This window comes from Hymenobacter sp. HD11105, from assembly GCF_054051685.1.
The window spans coordinates 179,978-198,330 of the sequence record NZ_JBSWBR010000003.1 but is presented as its reverse complement, the minus strand read 5'-3'; the positions used below and the strand labels follow the sequence as shown (position 1 = coordinate 198,330).

10 protein-coding genes and 1 other RNA gene are annotated in these 18,353 nt (G+C 56.4%); 2 read left to right on the top strand and 9 right to left on the bottom strand.

Annotated elements, in window-relative coordinates:
• Positions 1-92: 92 nt before the first annotated feature.
• Positions 93-490: RNase P RNA component class A (rnpB, locus tag ACW9KT_RS11560), an RNA gene on the bottom strand.
• Between the two features lie 587 nt (positions 491-1,077).
• On the opposite strand from rnpB, the gene ACW9KT_RS11555 reads away from it, so the two are divergent.
• A complete protein-coding gene (locus tag ACW9KT_RS11555; protein ID WP_457080489.1) occupies positions 1,078-2,271 on the top strand; it encodes a S8 family serine peptidase in 1,194 nt (397 codons plus the stop codon).
• 76 nt (positions 2,272-2,347) lie between these two features.
• Here the strand turns inward: ACW9KT_RS11555 and ACW9KT_RS11550 are convergent, their stop codons facing one another.
• From ACW9KT_RS11550 to ACW9KT_RS11515, 8 genes are all read right to left on the bottom strand, one after another.
• Positions 2,348-3,277, bottom strand: coding sequence for a metallophosphoesterase (locus ACW9KT_RS11550; protein ID WP_457080487.1), 930 nt, complete (start codon positions 3,275-3,277; stop codon positions 2,348-2,350).
• 214 nt (positions 3,278-3,491) lie between these two features.
• On the bottom strand, positions 3,492-4,592 hold the full coding sequence (locus ACW9KT_RS11545; protein WP_457080485.1) for a Smr/MutS family protein: 1,101 nt from the start codon (positions 4,590-4,592) through the stop codon (positions 3,492-3,494).
• A 231-nt stretch (positions 4,593-4,823) separates the two neighbouring features.
• Entirely contained in the window at positions 4,824-6,200 is a 1,377-nt protein-coding gene (locus ACW9KT_RS11540) for a SusD/RagB family nutrient-binding outer membrane lipoprotein (protein WP_457080483.1), read from the bottom strand.
• A gap of 129 nt (positions 6,201-6,329) precedes the next feature.
• The gene (locus tag ACW9KT_RS11535; protein ID WP_457080481.1) at positions 6,330-9,701 is read right to left on the bottom strand and encodes a SusC/RagA family TonB-linked outer membrane protein; all 3,372 of its coding nucleotides are present in this window, start codon (positions 9,699-9,701) and stop codon (positions 6,330-6,332) included.
• A gap of 558 nt (positions 9,702-10,259) precedes the next feature.
• Positions 10,260-11,513, bottom strand: coding sequence for an efflux RND transporter periplasmic adaptor subunit (locus ACW9KT_RS11530; RefSeq protein WP_457080479.1), 1,254 nt, complete (start codon positions 11,511-11,513; stop codon positions 10,260-10,262).
• A gap of 26 nt (positions 11,514-11,539) precedes the next feature.
• Positions 11,540-15,952, bottom strand: a complete 4,413-nt coding sequence (locus tag ACW9KT_RS11525) for a CusA/CzcA family heavy metal efflux RND transporter (protein WP_457080477.1) — start codon at positions 15,950-15,952, stop codon at positions 11,540-11,542.
• Positions 15,953-16,206: 254 nt separating this feature from the next.
• Entirely contained in the window at positions 16,207-16,608 is a 402-nt protein-coding gene (locus ACW9KT_RS11520; RefSeq protein ID WP_457080476.1) for a hypothetical protein, read from the bottom strand.
• Between the two features lie 242 nt (positions 16,609-16,850).
• The gene (locus ACW9KT_RS11515) at positions 16,851-17,462 is read right to left on the bottom strand and encodes a TetR/AcrR family transcriptional regulator (RefSeq protein ID WP_457080474.1); all 612 of its coding nucleotides are present in this window, start codon (positions 17,460-17,462) and stop codon (positions 16,851-16,853) included.
• Positions 17,463-17,543: 81 nt separating this feature from the next.
• On the opposite strand from ACW9KT_RS11515, the gene ACW9KT_RS11510 reads away from it, so the two are divergent.
• Complete coding sequence (locus ACW9KT_RS11510; protein ID WP_457080472.1) at positions 17,544-17,975, top strand: cupin domain-containing protein; 432 nt, start codon at positions 17,544-17,546, stop codon at positions 17,973-17,975.
• Positions 17,976-18,353: the final 378 nt, after the last annotated feature.

Here is an 18,353-nt window from a genome sequence, read left to right as displayed (position 1 = left end):
CGTAATGTCCCCTGATAATTTATAAAAAAGCCCCCCGCACTCCTATAAACAAAATCGGCCGCCGCAACCGAAGCTGCAGCGACCGACGATGATGTGGTGATGAGTCTATAAGCCGGGTTTTGTCCACCAAGCCCGAGGGCCCAGCGTCTCCACCATTTATCTAGGCCAGTCGTTGCCGAAAGGCTCCATCAACCTACCCGCGGACGCCGGACGAGCCGCCCGGAGCTGCCTGTTGCCAGGCAGCGTGCCCGCTTATTTGGTCTTTCAACCCCTGAGGTTTACCCAGCCGACACGGTCACCCGGCCGCTGGTGCGCTCTTACCGCACCTTTTCACCCTTACCGGCTGCCCGAAAGCAACGTAGGCGGTAATTTTCTGTGGCACTGGCTGTCTGAGCCTTACGGCCCATCCTTCCCGTTAGGAAGCAGGGTGCTCTGCGTTGCCCGGACTTTCCTCGCCGCCCGAAGGCGCCGCGGTGGAGCGACTCATCACAAAGGCAAAGGTAGCGCATTTTGGGCTGCTATGCTGGTCAGAAGGCTGAGGTGCGGTAGAGATACATACTTGTGTCTGGTCATTGAATAACCCAGGTGCAAATCATACTACCGCCTACCTCAATCAGAAACACTAGTATGTGTCCTTGCGTCGTGCTAAGTGCATGAGGTGGTGGCTAGACTTCACTTACTCAAAAACGCGAAGATGTCAACCGTTTTTAGCGGACTAAATAGAAAGCTATCTATATGAAATTAGATAGCGGTTTTTGTGCGAAAAAACACATAGATTTCTTTCTATGTCACAAATACAGCGTTTTTTTCCTAATTCAGCTTTAATGTATGGATCAGGCCTGATTTTAGGCCTTGATTTGGGGTGATATGGGCCTGATTTGCCCCCAGATGGGTTGGATGAAGTTGCATGCGGTTTTTGAATTCCTACATTACCCAGACAAACACCCCACCGAGAGCTGCTGAGACTCAGGTTTTCAGACCTCAACAGCAACCGGCGAATTACTCTTTTTTCACCCATCACTTTTTATCAAAAGCATGCAGAAAAACCAATTACATCCGCGTCTTTCTTTTTGGGTAATGAGCGCTTCGCTCGTGGCTGCTTCGGCCGTTTTCACCGCCTGTTCCGATAACTCTATTGATGCAGCCGATCCGTCGGTGGCTCAAATCAGTGCCGATGCCAAGGCGGCAGACGACCTGATAGAGGGACAATATATTGTAGTGCTTAAAGATGGTTCGGTGGAAACCGGAACCGAAGGCTCGTACGAGGGCAAAGTAAAAAAAGTAAAAGATGCCGGACAGAAGCTGCTCAAGGCGCGCGGTATGAAAGCCGAAAAGGTTGGTCATGCCTACGGTCATGCGCTGAAGGGCTTTGTGGCTGAGTTGACGGCTGAGGAAGCTGCTGAACTTCGTCAGGATGCTAATGTGGCGTATGTAGAGCAGGATCGGATTATCTCGCTTGGCAAGCCATCTGGTGGCGGCAGCGGAACGCAGTCTACCCAGGTGACGCCCTATGGTATCGCGCGGGTTGGTACAGCTAGTGGCGTAGGCAAAACTGCCTGGGTAATTGACACGGGCATCGACCTCGACCACCCCGATTTGAACGTAGACGCGGGTCGCAGCCGGTCTTTTCTGAGCAGCACCAGCGGCAGAGGCTATGCATCGCCCGACGATGGCAATGGTCATGGCACGCACTGCGCGGGCACAATCGCGGCCATTAATAACACAATAGGTGTGGTGGGAGTAGCGGCCGGCGCCACCGTAGTAGCGGTGCGCGTTCTCGACTCACGCGGTAGCGGTACCAACTCAGGTGTAATTGCTGGTGTTGACTATGTGAAAGCTGCTGGTAAAGCCGGCGACGTAGCCAATATGAGCCTAGGCGGCGGCGTATCTACCGCTCTCGATAATGCCGTGCTGAATGCTTCCTCGGGTGGGGTATTATTCGCACTAGCTGCTGGCAACGAAACGGATAACGCCAACAACCATTCGCCAGCTCGCGTGAATGGTGCTAATATTTACACTATCTCGGCCATGAACAGCTCCGATTCGTGGGCTTCGTTCTCTAACTTCGGCAACCCGCCCGTAGACTACTGCATGCCCGGTGTTAGCATCCAGTCTACTTGGTTGAATGGTGGCTACAACACGATCAGTGGCACATCAATGGCAACGCCGCACATGGCTGGCGTACTTTTGATAAAAGGTAAGAGCTTTACTACCCAGGGTACTGTGAAAAACGACCCTGATGGCAATCCCGATCCAATTGCTCACTTGTAGGCCCGTCGATTCCTAATAACAAAAAAGGCTGCTCAATTAGGGCAGCTTTTTTTGTTATAGGTTTATTGTTGCAAGGTCAGACTAGCTCTTTTTTAGCTACCCATACCAAACTAGCTGGCACCAGTTCTTGCTCACCATTCCAGCGGTAGGCCACCAATTGTCCGCCTTTGGCTACGCTATAATCAAGGCAGGCGGCGTGGGGCTTGAGCAGCTGCGGGTCGCCGTGGAGCCAGTAGTGGCCGAAGAATACGGGCGTGGTGTCTTGGTAGTAAAAAGCATCGGGCAGGGCAGAGTGGTCGACGGGGTGGGGGTCGAGGTCGGGCAGGCTTTCTAGATAATAGTCGCCGTAAGTGCATTCCACGGGGTTACACCACCAGCGCACCCGCATTTGCCGGCGCACGTTGCCGTCTTTGTCGGCAAAGGTGAAGCCTTCGGGTAGAGTGCTTTCCTTGCCTTTCAGCGTATCTTCTACGGCTTGGCGCTCGGGGCTGCCGCGGCGGGTAGCGCGCCACAGCAAGTCATCATTAGACAAGCAGCCGTTATCCAGAAAAGTGGTCAGAAAGTCGATGTGTCGCTGGTCCCAGCAAGCGTGTACCGCGCGCAAGGCGCCCAGATCCAGAAATAGCGGCAAGGTCCGAAACCAAGCCAAGTAGTCGCGCCATTCGTCAAAGTGGTTCTGAAACTGCCTAATGGTTTCGACGTGCTGCATGATGTTGCGCGGTGTGTGCGGCCGCAAATGCCCCCCAGATGGGTGCAAAGCCGCAAAACATAGCGCATTATACTCGTGGTTGCCCATCACTGCCAGAGCAGCGCCGCTCTCCACCATACTGCGCGCGATGCGCAGCGTCTCCCGGATTTTTGGCCCCCGATCCACAAAGTCACCCAGAAAAATAACCTGACGGCTAGGGTGCCGGAATACACCGCTTTGCTCCTGATAGCCCAAATGATGAAGCAAGGCCACCAACTCGTCGGCGTGGCCATGAATGTCGCCAATAATATCGTACATGAATTAATAAAAGCAATACCGAATAGAAGGTTTGAGAACTCGCTTGGTTTCAACCGTCACTAGTACAGCGGCCGCAAAAATGCCCCCAGATGGCCCTATTAGTTTTGAAGAAAAAACAGGGCCGACGCTGATGCATCGGCCCTGTTCTTACGGTCATACTCGTCGCGAAGTGAAAGGCGCAGCTTCGACGAGGTAAGAGGGTAAGTCCCGAACCCTACTTCAGGCGCACCAAGGTGGCACCGAAGCCAAACTTCTCTTTCTGCGCGTCTTCAAAGAACTTGATGTCGCGGTTACGGCTCAGGCTCTTGTGGATTTCTTTGCGCAGTGTACCATTTCCAGTGCCGTGAATGAACACGATTTCGTGCATGTTGGTGGCCAAGGCGCGGCTCAGTGCATCCTCAAAGGCATCGAGCTGTAGGCGCAGAATGGCGGTATTAGTCAGGGGCGGATCGAGGGTAGCGGCGTCGGGGTTTAGCACCTCCAAGTGCAGATCCACCTCGTGAGAGGGCGGTAGAATGGTTTTGGCCGGCTCGGGTACGGGCGCCACGGCGGCGGGCTTAGCGGGCGCATTGCCAGTTAGTTGAGCCTGTAGCGTTTCGGCCAGTTTCGTGGGCGCGATGGGTGCGGCAGGCTTTTCGTCGAGCTGAAAGAGGTAAGCTTCCTTCTGCAACACGGGCGCGGGCTGACGGCTAGTATAAAAGCTGTTGGCCCTAAATGCTAAGCGCTTAGTGAGCAGCTCGAAAGCGGTGTCGCCGTTGAGCCGGTGGGGCAGGAGCTGCACGACGGCCGCCGGCCACTGCTCAAAATCCTTGAGGTGCAGGTGGGCCAGGGGCTTGCTTACGGCTTTGGGGCCTAGCTTATCGGATAGTAAACCACGGTATTTATCGTCGCGCTCCTCGCCGTAGGTAAACAGCAAATCGGTGTCGGTGTTGTTGATAAGCTGCACGGCCAGCAGCTCCGGCGACTGGTGACTTAGCGCCAGATACAAGCCTTTTTGGGCCCGTGGCGCCTCAGGCTTGGGACCTTTGTCGCCTTTTTTGCCCCCCGCGGTAGGAGTGGCTGATTCGGATTTTGGCTGGGGGGCAAAACTGGGTCGGGGGGCACTGGCAGCTGCCTGCCGCTCGGCGGCTACGGAAGCGGCACTTTGCCCAAACGCTTTCTGCTCCTCGGCGGCAACTACCACTACTTCGCGCCGCAGCACGGGAATAGTGAAGTCGTTATCAATGGCAACCTCGACGAGGTCGTTGTCAAGCAGACGGGTAACAATGCCTTCTTCGCGGCCGGTGAGCAGGCGTACTCGGTCTCCTACATTCATATCGGTAAGGCGTGGGTTCGAATTGGGGTGAAAAGCAAAAGTAGCGCAGAGTTAGTTGCTTTGCTCGTGCTTGGAGGTTTTGTAGGCTGTGCTTACGCTTCTTCTTAACCCTACAGCTGATGGTATCGTGCCCGGGAGTGCCCAAACGGCTTAGCTGATGCTAATTATCTTTCTAGCATCAAAAAAGCCCCGGCCCAAAGGACCGAGGCTTGAATAAGAAGGGAAAGCATATTACTTATTGACTTCCGTAGGGTCGTATAAGCCCGGAATGGGCTGCGGCACGTTGGGGTTCGCGTTCACCTCGCTTTGCGCAATCAGATAGCGCTGCGGGATATTGGGTGCATCGGTGCGTTTCTTGGGTACGCCAATCAGATTGTTGGTGCGGCGTATGTCGTTGTAAGGCTCAATCTGGCCAATCAAACTCAGATATTTTTCCGTCAGAATCTCCCGAAGTAGAGCTTGCTGCTGGCTTTGGCCGGTGTTCATTAGCCCACCCGCCGCAAAATCACTGAGCGTGTAGGCCGCATAGGTGCCTCCGGTAAAGGTGGTGCGGTTGTACGTCCGGATGTTGTTGAGCGAAGCCAGGGCCCCAGTCAGGTCGTTGGCGCGGGCCAGGGCTTCAGCCAAAATAGCCTGGGTCTCAACATAAGTGATAAGCGGAAAGTCTGCATCGGCCGCGAAGGCACCACCTTCTAAGATATTAGGATCCATATCACTGTAGCCGGCCTCGGTGGTATAAAAATACTCGAAGCGAGCCGACTCATTGGTACGGGTATTGTCGCGCTGGCCCTGGAGCAGGTTCACGGCGTAAGCACCCTCGGCCCCCATGTAGCCAGTGCGGTTGATCTCGATGAAGTCGTAGTAGGGGTTGGCGCTGGTACTCACCGTTCCGCCGTACGGCATCAGCATATCACCAGCCGGGCTGGCAATGCCTAGCCGCGCTTCTGCCGCTGCCTGCGGATAGTTGCGTACATGCAAGTAAAAGCGGGCCTTGAGGGAGTGAGCCGCGGCCTGCCATTTGGCCAAGTCGCCCCCATAGTAGATGTCGCGCTCTCCGGGATTGATACCATTGCGCCCTAGGTTGGTGATGGCCGTGCTGAGCAAGGTTTGCACGCTGGCGTAAATGTCTGGCTGCCGGTCGAATGGCGCGGGCTGACCTGGCTGCAAGGCTTGCGAGTAAGGGATATCGCCCCAGAGAGAAGTAGCCATACCAATCATCTGGGCTTCGAGCACTTGGGCAATGCCTGCTAGCTGAAAGTTCTGCACAGCCTCCGCCTTCTGGGTCACGATACGGGCGTTTGCCAGCACCAGCGAGAAGCTATTGCTCCACATATTATCGTAGTCGCCCGATACGGTAGTGTAGTTCTGAAGGCCTTCATATTGGCGGTCGGTACCGGTAAAGTAGTCGCTAAATAAACCGGCCGTGCGGGCCATTTCGCCGCTCAGCACAAAGCCTTCCGCCACCTGCACCGCAGTCAGTTGTTGGTCGGCTGGGGCATCTTGGGGGGCATTTGGGTTGATATCGTAGCCTTCCGTAAGCTTTTCGCAACTGCCCAGGCCCACCAAGAGCATGGCTAGCAGTAGATAATAACGCAGGATTGTTTTCATATGGTTGAATGAACAAAAGCGTGGAGAAAGGTGCGGGGCTCAGTTCAGCATTCAGCGGGTAGTAAGCCGTGGGGGTGACACGCCTATCGTGGCCGCTGGTTTCGTGTGCTGAACGTCCCTTCGCACTGCTTAAAAATTGACGTTCAGTGACATGATATAAGAGCGAGTGCTGGGGTTGTTGAAGTAGTCCAGACCACGGCCGTTGGATACACCCGTCAAGTTTGTTTCGGGATCAACGCCGGTGTAGTCGGTCCACAAAGCCAGGTTGCGGCCCGTCAGCGACACGTCCACCGATTGCACCCGCGCGCGCTCTTTCAGCCAAGGAAGCTTCAGGCTATAAGCCAGCGTGATTTCGCGCAAGCGGGTGTAACTCACGTTTTCGATAAACTGCTCGGCTGGTCCGGTAAATCCGTTGCCCAAGCCATTCCGATACCACTGCTCATCGGTCACCACTGGTCCGGCCCCAAAATCGGTTACTGACCCTCGGAAGGTGTAGGTGCCATCGGCATTAGGCTGATAGCGCTGCGCTACCGTCTGGCTGTTCCACAGGCGCAGGGTAGCCGCATCGGCCGCCGATACTGTCGTTTCGGCTTCCGTATCTTTGGCGGTGCCATAGGAGTAGAGTGCGCCCTTGGTACCATTCCATACATCCAGGTTGTCGACGTGGTCAAACAGCACATTCAGCGACAAGCCTTTGTAGCTAAAAGTGTTGTTGAGTCCACCCCGCCACCGGGGATTAGGGTCGCCAATAATGCCCTCCGTAGCGGCCTGAGTCGGGAAGCCATTCGTGTCGAACACCAAGTTGCCCGTTTCGGGATTGCGCTCCCAGCGGCTGCCCCACAAAGCTCCCATTTGGTAGCCCCGCACGGCCCGCGACGAGGTTCCCGTGAAGCCATTCAGAAAGATTGATTCCGCTCCCGAAAGGTCAGTTACCTCGTTACGGTTGAGGGAGTAGTTGGGCGCAATATTCCACACAAAGCCATTGGGCTGATTGATAATATCACCACTGAGACTTATCTCCAGTCCCTTATTTTTAATTTCGGCCGCGTTTGCACTAGTTGATACAAAGCCCGTTGTAGCTGCCACCGGCACCGTCAGAATAGCGTCTTTGGTGCGGTTGGTGTAGCCCGTAATGCTGAAATTGATGCGGTCTTGCCAGAATCGGAGGTCCAAGCCACCCTCCAACTCTGTTTTGCGCTCGGGCTTGATTTCAGGGTTGCCCTGCACGTTGGAGCGCACGAAGCCTCCGCCGTAGTTGGCCGCATCCAGGGTGGTACCCCACCCATCGGTAATGATGTTAGCATCACCGGGGACGTAGTAGGTGCGGGTGAGATAGGGGGTAGGCTGCACACCCACCGAGCCGTAAGCCAACCGAGCCTTACCGAAGCTTAACAATTTGTTTTCAGCAAAAGGCGCAAGCTTGGTAAACTGCCAGGCTAACGTACTGGCCGGAAAGAAGAAGGTGCTGCTGGTTTCGGGTCCAAAAGTGGATGCAGTTTCGGCCCGGCCAGTACCGGTGAGGTAGAGCTGGTTGAAGAAAGCCAAGTCAACTTGCGCATAGGCGGCCGCAGTACGTTGCTCCACCACTAGGTTGAAGGGTTGACGGCTGTCGGCGAGGGTATTATCCAACTGAGGTGGTGAGAAGGGGTTGATGAAGTTGGTTGCATTAGCGCCGACCTGTTCACCCCGCCGGATATTAAAATTGGCCCCCACCAGTAAAGTGCCCCCCAAGTTTTCGGAGAAATCATGGGTAGCTCGCGCAATCAGGTCGTTGTTGATTTGGGTCTCCTGAATCGTCGATTGCCCAATTTGCCCCGTATTGGACTGTCCGGCCCCAATTGGATACACCGTGGAGCGCCGGTCCGTATAGGTGTCAACGCCCGTGCGATTAATAATGTTGAGCCAGTTCGTGGCATCGTACGTTAGCTCCAACGCCCCAATAAGCCGCTGCACCCGCGTTTGGTCGCGTACATTATCGATGGTCCAGAAGGGATTGTCAAACCCAGGGTTGAGACTGCTACCCAGTTGGTTACGATACGAGGATTGCCGCCTGAGGAAGATGTTGCCCTGCGGGTCGGTGTAGTCGCCGATATAGTAGGCGTTGTTGAAGTCGGCGGGACTACGAAGCCCCCCCAGAAAGATGCTGCTGCCACTGGAGCCCTGCTGCACCCTGTTTGAAAACGTGCGCGCATACGTGGCGTTTATGCCTGCCCGGAACTTGGTGGCCAGCTGCCGATCTACGTTGACCCGGAAAGTGGTGCGGTCGTTGTCGCTGTTGTTCCGTGCAATGCCTTGAGTGTGGGTATTGCCCAGGCTGATGTAAAAGTTGCTGCGTTGGTCGCCGCCGCTGAGTGTGGCAATGTTGTCCCAGGTATAGCCTCGCCCAAATACCTCATCGCTGTGGTCGTAGGTGTCGCGACTGTTCTTGCCGCCATGGGGATTAGCGGCTGTGCCCGCCGGAATAGCAAAGCGCTGAGTGCCATCGGCGAAAGTGATAAAACCTTGGTAGCCAGGCGCACCAGGCGTTGTAATGCCAGCATCCGGTCCACCAGAGCGGTCTGCAATACGGTCGCCCCAGCTGCGGGCGTTGCTTTGGGAAAATAAGCCATTGACACCCTGTCCGAAGCGTTGCTGAAGCTCCGGCACCTGGTTGATCTCGTCAATGCCGTAAGTAGTGCGGTAAGAGAAGTTGAGCTTATCTGCATTGCGGCCTTTTTTGGTGGTGATAACCAGCACGCCATTCGCTGCTCTTGTTCCCCAAAGCGCAGCGGCCGCAGCCCCGCGCAATACCTCCATAGAGGCAATGTCGTCGGGGTTAATGTCATTGAGGCGCGACTGCTGCACGACACCCGATATCTGGTTGGAAGCCGCCCCACCACCGCTGGCCACAATACCACCACTGCTACCCGGCGTGTTTTCGCCTACCGACGTGTTGGATATCGGAATCCCATCTACCACTATCAGAGGCTGTAAATTGCCCGTGATGGTGCTGGCTCCCCGAATCTGAATGTTAGCGCTGGCACCTGGATCACCGGTAGAGCGGGTGATCAGCACACCGGGCGCCTTGCCCGAAAGAGCCGTAATCGGGCTGGTTTCACCAGAACGTACCAGCGCTTGCCCCTGCACCGTGGATTGAGCCGTACCCAATCGGTCGCGACTGGTTTCCAGGCCCAGCGCTGTGACGACCACTTCACCCAACTCACGGGTAGAAGCCTCCAACGCCACGTTAACGGTGCTGGCATCGGTGATGGGCCGCTCGACAGAAGAGTAGCCGATGAAGCTGAAGGTGAGGGTGGTAGCGGAAGCCGGTACGGATAGGGTAAAGTCACCCTCCGTATCGGTTGATGCTCCAATGGTGGTGCCCTTCACGAGTACGGTTACGCCAGGCAGGCCTTTACCCGTAGCCCGGTCCGTTACTCGCCCTTGCAACGCTCGATCCTGCGCCGTCGCCACGCGAAAACCAGCCAGAATCAAAAAGAGTAATAATAAAATTTTTTTCATAGTTAAGTTTCGGGTTTGAGTAGAAGGTTTTGTTGCAGCATGAGGTGGTTGGTGAAGAATGAAAACGGTTGAGCTAACAATTGATAATCAGTTGTTTGTAAAATAAAAGTCCCCAATTAATTTATATATAAACCCAAGTAATGTCAAGAGATTTTATTTGAACTGAGTGTATGCAGCAAGTTTGATGATGAGCTCTATGTGTGGCAAAAATTGAATTTTATCTATAGTTAATTTAGTTTTAATGAATTAATAGGTGCTTAAATTGTAGGCGTACCAATCCAGACCTGCTGTTTCAGGCAGGGGGAAATAATGCAGACTGAAGGAGGGAGGTAAATGCCTTATTTCGAGCTGCTGCGCCATAGGTGCCTATCCCACGCAGCTTAGAAGTAAGCTAGGTTAGCTCGGAGAGCATAAATAAGGCTAGGTCAACAGGAAGCCGCCTACTTTGGAGTAGACTACTTCCTGTTGACCTAGCCTTATTTATGCTCTTCAAAAAATGAAGCCCCAAGACTCGTAACAGGCAAGGCCTGGGCGGGGTCTTTTTGAAAACGCTACATATTACTCCGCTTGACCTTGGGTGAATGCGGCCTGCAGGAAGTAGGCGCCCCGTCGCACCAGCTGCGTGGTATCGGGTAGAGGCTCCAAGGGGGTGACCGCCACGTCGCCGTGCTGAGGTTGGCTAGCTTTTACCTTATAGCGACGAAAGTGGTAACCCGTGCGGACCGTGCCCTCCCGAGCGAAGATGTAACTTAATTCGCCGGCTTGAATTACGGCTTCCTCGGGCAGGGTCCGCGCCCGGGCGCCTGCGGTCTGGATGCGGGCCGAAACGTACTGCCCGGGCAGCAGGGTAACCTCCGTTGGCTCCAGATGAGCGTGCACGCTTACCGTGCGCGCGTCGGTGTCGAAGGCCTGGCCGACTAGGAACACGCGCGCCTGTTGGGCTTGATCCAGGCGGCTGTTGGGAATGGTAAAAAGCACTCGCTGGCCTAGGCGAACCTGGGCGATATCTTTTTCAAACACCTTTAGCTCTAGGTGCAGGCCGGTGCGGTCCACGACCTCCACCAATACGTCCTGAGGGTTCACGAACTGTCCGGGGTTGATGCTAACTGTTTTCACGTACCCGCCGATAGGGGTCGTTAGGGCGACGCTGGGTGTGAACGCGGCCGCACGCAGCCGCTCCGGCACCAAACCGAGTAAGCGTAACTGTCCGGCCAAGGACCGCTCGGTGGCTAGCTCCGTCTGCTGCTCGGCCTGAGCCTGCTGCAGGCGCCGTTTGGAGCCTACGTCCTCAGCATCTAGCTCCTGCTGGCGCTCCAACTCCTGACCCAAAAACCGGAGACGGGCGCGGGCCTGCAAATACTCCTGCTGCAGCTTGAGGTAGTCGGGGTGGCGTAGTATGGCCACTACGGCCCCCTTGGCCACAAATTGCCCTGGCAGCACCTTGACCTGTTGCACGTAGCCGCCCATCACGGCGCTGATGGACACTTGGTGCTGAGGGGGCACGTCGAGCACGCCATTGGCTACAACTTCGGAGGTCATATTCTGGTGAGAAAAGCCCCCCAGCGTAATACCCGCCGCCGCTGCCTGGGCGGGACTTATGCTCAGCGTCTGTGGAGGCAAGGATGGGGCAGTAGCAGCGGGCTCCTCTGCCCGCTTCCCGGTAGGTTCGCCCTTAGATTGGCAAGCCCCCAGGCCTGTGCAAGCCAACAGTAGTGCAGCCGCGTAAGTGACACCCCGGAGTATTGGTGATTGGGCCGTCCGCGACGGCATCGTAGTGGGTACCGCCAATTTGGAAGAAAAGAAAATAGTCATGGGAAAACAGCAAAAAGGAGCCTGCACTAGCGCGTTTCGGTTCCGGCCAGCGCTTGCAGCGCCGTAACGAATTCATTGTATTGATCGGCCTGGTCCAAGTAGGCAACTTGGATTTGCCAGGCGGGCTCGGTATTTACCACGTAAGTTACGTAGTCGATGTCGCCGGCTCGAAAGCTTTTCTCGGCGGTGCTCAAAATCAGGCGAGCCTGGGGCAGTGCAGTCTGCTCGTAATAAGTAAGTGAGGCCCGCGCGCGAACCAATTGCTGGCGTAGACCGGCCAATTGCCCCGAGAGCTGAGCAGTGGCGTAAGTAAGCTGAGTGCTGGCCACCTGCTCGCCGATGCGCGCCGCCGCCACGCGGTGCTTCTGCACCCCGCCCAGTAGGGGCATAGAAATACCTGCCTGCCCCACCTGAAAGCCTCTTTCCTTGTTGATGCTTTGAGTGAAGTAGCCGGCTCGCAGGTCGGGCAGACGGCGCAACTGCTCTACCCGGGTTTGCCGCTGGCTGGTAGCTACTTCCTGTTGCAGCAGTCCCAGCAGAGGGCTGGTGTCGGAGGAAAGGCCGGCGGTATCGGCGGGCAGCAGGGGTGCTATCAGCTGAGTAGTGGTATCGATGCTTACCGGCACTCCCCCAGTGTTCAGCAGTACGCCCAACTGTCGGCGCTGCACCAACAACTGGGTGTGCAGGGTGGCCAGCCGATTTTGGAGTTCTTGGGCACGAGCCGCCGCTGATACCTGCTCTAGGCGGTTGGTTTCGCCCGTGCGGTAGCGAACCTCGGCCGCCCGCGCTGCCCGCCGATATAAACTGTCCTGCCGGCGGAGCAGCGCCGCTCGGTGGTAGTTGGTAAGCAGGCGGTAGTAGGCACCGCGGATGTCCTGGGTTAGCTGACGGCGTTGCAGGCGGCTACGCTGCTCCGCCGTCAGAGCCTGGCTTTGCAGCAGCTTACGCTGGGCCGCATAAAGCATTGGCAGGGAAGTTTGCTGAATGATATTGAGGCTCCGGTCGTTAAAGGGCCCCTGCAATTTCCCGTATTGCACATCGACCAGGGTGCGGGGTACGTCGTAGCCGGTGCGGGTCAGCGCCCGCTGCTGCTCTACCTCCAGCGTGGCGGATTGAACCAGCAGGCTTTGCTGCAGGCCGGCTTGCAGAGCCTGGGCTAGCGTAAGGGTGGGGCCCAGCGGCTGCTGAGCTAACCCCGCGGTCAGCCCCTGAGCACGAGCCGGTAAGGCGGGAACCGCAAGGGTAAGCCCTACGGCCAGCAGCACCCCACTCCAGCCGTAGGCACTAGTCGCCAGCTGGGGCGTAGCGGAGAGCACGACGGTCTCATCCGTAGGGCTCGGCTCGCCATCTTTGGTAACCAAAGTGTAAAGCACCGGCAGCAGAATCAGAGTCAGTAGCGTAGCCGAAATAAGCCCCCCAATGACCACCGTAGCTAGTGGCTTCTGCACCTCGGCGCCCGCCGAAGAGGAAAGGGCCATGGGCAAAAAGCCTAGTGAGGCTACGGCAGCGGTTAGCAGCACCGGGCGGAATCGCTCTGCAGTAGCTTTCAGCACCCGCTGACGCACGCTGCGCACCCCGGCCTGGGTAAACTCGTTGACGCTGGCCAGCAGCACGATGCCGTTGAGCACGGCCACACCAAAGAGGGCAATAAAGCCCACGCCCGCGGAGATGCTAAAGGGCATGCCGCGCATCCACAAAGCCAGAATGCCCCCAATGGCAGCCAAGGGAATACCCGTAAAAATGAGCGCAGCCTGCTTCACCGAGCGGAAGGAGAGATAAAGTAGCAGGAAAATCAAGCCCAAGGCTACGGGTACGGCAATCTGCAGACGGGATTTGGCCTGCTGCAGGTTTTCAAATTGCCCCCCATATGCTAAGCTGTAGCCCACGGGCAGGGACAACTGAGTTGTGAGCAGCTGTTGAATCTCGGTCACAAGACTTTCTACGTCGCGGTTGCGCACATTCACACCGATGTTGATACGCCGGCGAGCGTTGTCGCGCGATACCTGTGGGGGCGCGTTGCGGAAAGCCACGGTGGCCACTTCCCCCAGCGGTATTTTTTGCCCCCCAGGCAAGTCCACGTACAGATTGGTCAGGTCGCTCAGGCTGCGGCGGTGGGCCGAATCCAGGCGCACCACCAGGTCGTAGCGCCGCTCGCCCTCGTAAACCTGGCCGGCCACATCGCCCGCGAAGGAGGCGCGCAGCAGCGTATTTAGGTCTACCACGTTCAGGCCATATCGGGCTAGCTTCTGGCGGTCGTAGGTTACCCGCATTTGCGGGAGGGCGGCAATTTGTTCCACCTTCAAATCGCCCACGCCGGCCAAGGGGCGAATCAGGGCCGCAGCTTGGTTGGCTTTCTCGTAAAGCACGCCCAAATCGTCGCCGTAAATCTTGATGCTAATGTCGGACTTTACACCCGAAATCAGCTCATTGAAGCGCATCTGGATAGGTTGCTGAAACTCCAAGGTGATGCCGGGAATGCCGGCCAGGGCATCCTGCATTTTGCCCGCCAACTCTTCCCGCGACTGGGCCGAAGTCCACTCACTTTGATCTTTGAGAACCACAATCTGATCGGAGTCCTCCAGCGACATGGGGTCGGTAGGAATCTCGGATGTGCCCACCTTGCCTACTACCTGCTCCACTTCGGGAAACTGGCTGAGCAGTACTTTTTGCACTTTGGTGGTCGTGGCAATAGTCTGGGCCAGCGACGAGCCCGGGGGCAGGCCCACGTACACGGCAAAGTCGCCCTCGTCGAGCTGGGGGACAAATTCGCCCCCCATGCTTAGGAAAATAACCATGGCCCCGGCCAACAGCCCCAGCGCTGCCCCAACTACAGCCTTGCGGAAGCGCAGAGCCCCATGAATCAGGGGCCGGTAGCCACGGTAAAGCCCTTTCATGAGGCGGTCAGCTACGGTACCTTCCTCCTTGATGTCTTTGCGCAGGGCCCAGGAGGCCACTGCGGGCACATACGTCAGGCACAGTAGCATGGCTCCAATGATGGCGAAGCTCACCGTAAGCGCCATGGGCCGGAACATCTTGCCCTCAATGCCAGTCAGAGCCAGGATGGGGAAGTACACGATGAGAATGATGAGCTGCCCAAACAAGGCCGAGCGCATCATGCGGGTGGCGGCCGTTTCGGCTACCTCATCCATGGTTTCGCTTGCCGATTGAGCGCGGTGGTGCACGAGCTGAAAGATCATGGCCTCCACGATAATCACGGCCCCATCGACGATAAGACCAAAATCCAAGGCCCCCAAGCTCATCAGGTTGGCTGACACGCCGAAGGTGCGCATCATTCCCAGGGCGAAGAGCATGCACAGGGGAATCATGGATGCCACCACCAAGCCCGCGCGCAGGTTGCCTAGCAATAGCAACAGCACAAGGATGACAATGACACCTCCCTCAACCAAGTTGGTGCTCACCGTGCGAATGGCTTTGTCGATAAGCTTAGTGCGGTCTAGAAAGGGTACAATGCTCAGGCCCTTGGGCAGCGTCTGCTGAATGGCGGCCACCTGGGCCTTCACGCCCTGAATGGTTTCCTCGGAGGAGGCACCTTTAAGCATCAAAACGATGCCGCCGGCAGTTTCTCCCTTGCCGTTGCGGGTCATGGCGCCGTAGCGGATGGAGTGGCCAAAGCGGACATCGGCCACGTCGCGCACTAGTAAAGGCGTGGTGCCGGACTGCTTGATGACGATGTTGCCCACATCCTGCAGAGAGCTGACCCGGCCCTCGCCCCGGATAAAGTAGGCATTCGGGCCGCGCTCTAAGTAGGAGCCACCAGTATTGGCATTATTAGCCTGCAAAGCGGCAAACAGCTCGGCCAGGGAAACCCCGGCGGCGTTCAGCCGGTCGGGCACCACACTTACCTCGTACTGGCGCACATAGCCCCCAAAGGAACTCACCTCCACCACGCCAGGCACGCTGGAGAGCTGGCGCTTAATAATCCAATCTTGCACTTCCCGCAACTGAGCCAGAGAGAACTTGTCCTCGTAGCCCGGGGCCACGTGTAAGGCATATTGGTAGATTTCGCCTAAGCCCGTAGTGATGGGAGCCATTTCGGGCCGGCCCATGTCGGGGCTCAAACTGCTTTCGGCCGATTTTAGCTTCTCCGCCACCAGCTGGCGGGTGCGGTAGGTGTCGATATCATCGTCGAATACCACCGTTATCACCGATAAGCCAAAGCGGGAAGTTGACCGTATTTCCTGGACCCCAGGCACAGTGCGCAGCTGTAGTTCCAAGGGCACGGTCAGCAGTTGCTCCACCTCTTGAGCGGCCAAAGCAGGCGATTGGGTGATTACCTGAACCTGGTTGTTGGTGATATCCGGAATGGCGTCCAGCGGTAGGTGCACCGCCGAGTAGCCCCCCCAGGCCATAAGGGCCAACACAAAGAGGGCTACGAAGAGCTTGTTGCGGATGCTGGCCGCAATAATTTGAGAAAGCATACAGTAGGAGTTAGCGCCGTGAGGCCTATTGGCTTGTTGCTTGAAAGCATAAGCCAATGGCTTAGGCTGCCAGAGCGGCAGCCAGGCGCGCAAACGATAGGAGGGGAGCTTCAGCTCTGGGGCCAAGGCAGGACGGTAAATGCCGCCTACGAAGAGCACCTGTGACCCAAGCTGGAATGAAACAAAGATTTGACCGCAAAGGATTAGCGGTCAATCTTGTACCAGTAAAATCGGGAATCCAGGCGCTTATACTATTAAACGCGGGGTGGCTCTAGCAGAGCAGAGCGAAAGGCAAATGAGTAGCGCGGAGCCGCCGTGCGGCAATACACCAATGCGGGCCAAGTCTGAGCCGGCAAAGGGGCCAACAGGCGCGCGACCGGAACTACGTACTCCAAGTTGGGACACTGATGCGAGCCGCGCAATGGAAGCTGGTCGTGCTCGGTCGAGGGCGGGCAATAAAACCCGGCATTGGTAGCGCCCCCGTAGTGCACGCGCAGAAACTGGCGGAAAGATAGCCCTCCACCCTGGGGCGAGTGATGATACTGAAAGTGCTGTACCAACTGGGGAAGTTTGCCTAGCTCTTCCACATCGTTGAGCGGCATCAAGCCACCCACGAGCATCAGCAAACTCAGCAAAAAGGCAATGACTGGTCTCATCTTCGGAGGCAAAGATAAAAGCACCCACCCGAATATTGACGCCCACAGCTAGCCAATGCCGGGATAATTATGTTTTCCTGAACTCCCTCGCCCCAAGTTTAACCCTACTCCTCAGGCTAGACAATGTGCGTTCCTCATCTAGTACAAGCCATGTGGCTGAACGACTAGCCAGCGGCGACTATGTTGGCTGCGCGTATGCTCGATGGGTACCTGCGGATGCTGAAGTTTGTGGGATGAGCCAACTACCGACTCTCGACTTCCATGCCTTTGAAGATCATGCGCAGAGCCCACTCCAGCAGCTCGTTGGAGGCCTCATTGCTCAGGCCATTAACGTCTTTGTTGGCAATCATGGGCTCGATACCGGAAAGGACGGTGATGATCTGCCGCAGGCGCTCGCGCTGCTCGGGTGCTAGATGCGGGGCGTGCGCTCGCAGCACGGCCTCTAAAGCAGCTGGCCGGCGGGCGCCCCGGAGCTGTCCCATGCCTTTGCTTTTGACTGATTCGGCCAGCACCACGCTCAGATATTTGCGGAAAGCTGTTTCGTGCCGCAGCGCAAGCTGATTGAAATAGTCCTGCACATAGAGCAGCGCTTCCGGAAGGGGTAAGTGCTGCACTTCAGCTAGGAGATCGGCTGACTGCTTAACCTGAAACGAGAGAGCGGCTTCTGCGCAGAGTATATCCACCGTGGAAAAGTAACGATATATAGTCGCCCGAGATGTTGGCATGGCCCGAGCTACGTCTTCTAGAGAAAAGGCCGCTTGGGTCTGCAGCAGCTGCTGGGCCGTGGCCAGAATCTTGTCCCGCGTTCCTTGCTTCTGCTTAACCCGGCCCGTGGTGAGGAGCTTTGATTTCATGAGACAAATATCTCATGAAAGTTTGGATATGTCAATTATATTCTTAGGTTTGTGAGACACAAGTCTTATAAGTCTACCATTATGAAACAAGAACTCGTTTGCCTGGGCCACACCGTGACCCTGCATGAAGCTTCCGGTGACTATGACCTACTGGAAGGTGTATCGCTACCGCAGGTGCCCGGCCCACCACCCCATCATCATAAGGGCTACCACGAACTGTTCTTGGTGCAGCAGGGTGCACTCGAATTCTTGGTCGACGGCCAAGCCGTGACCGTGGCTGCAGGGGAATCCATCAATTTGCCCCCCAACACAGTGCACACCTTCTGCAACGTGGGTCAAGAGCCCTGCCGCTTCCTGAACGTGCACAGCCCCAAAGGCTTCCGTTCCTTCTTTGAAGAATTCGGGGTCGAGGCCAGCCAACCTAATGCCCTTGCCACTTCCGTTGATGAGCAAATAATTGGTCAGGTGCTGACCCGCGCGGCCAGCTTCGACATGCACCTAGCCCAAGCTTAAGGCTTCTATATCAGTTTATTAAGCTCTTGGTATCAGGCTGCCAACTGCAATTTGATAACCGAGAAGCTCAGTTATATGGGCAATAAGCCTACCTGTGATTTATTCTAAGTGTGAGAATTACATCGCCAGCGTGGGGGATCTTCTGTCAAAATGCCCCCCATGACACTCCGATTTCTAAATCGTGCTTCGGGTACCAGATTCAAGGTGCGCAGTATGCGTAGCTCGGCGACGCGGTTCGGATACCGGCCAGGCAATCAAGGCCTAGTATGGGCTGGTCGTTGCGTGGCCTCAGGTCTGCCGCGTCGGAGGGGGGGCTTTTTCTGGCTGCTAACGCTCAAATTTCAACGCCAAGCAATTACACTGACGCCTACAATCTCA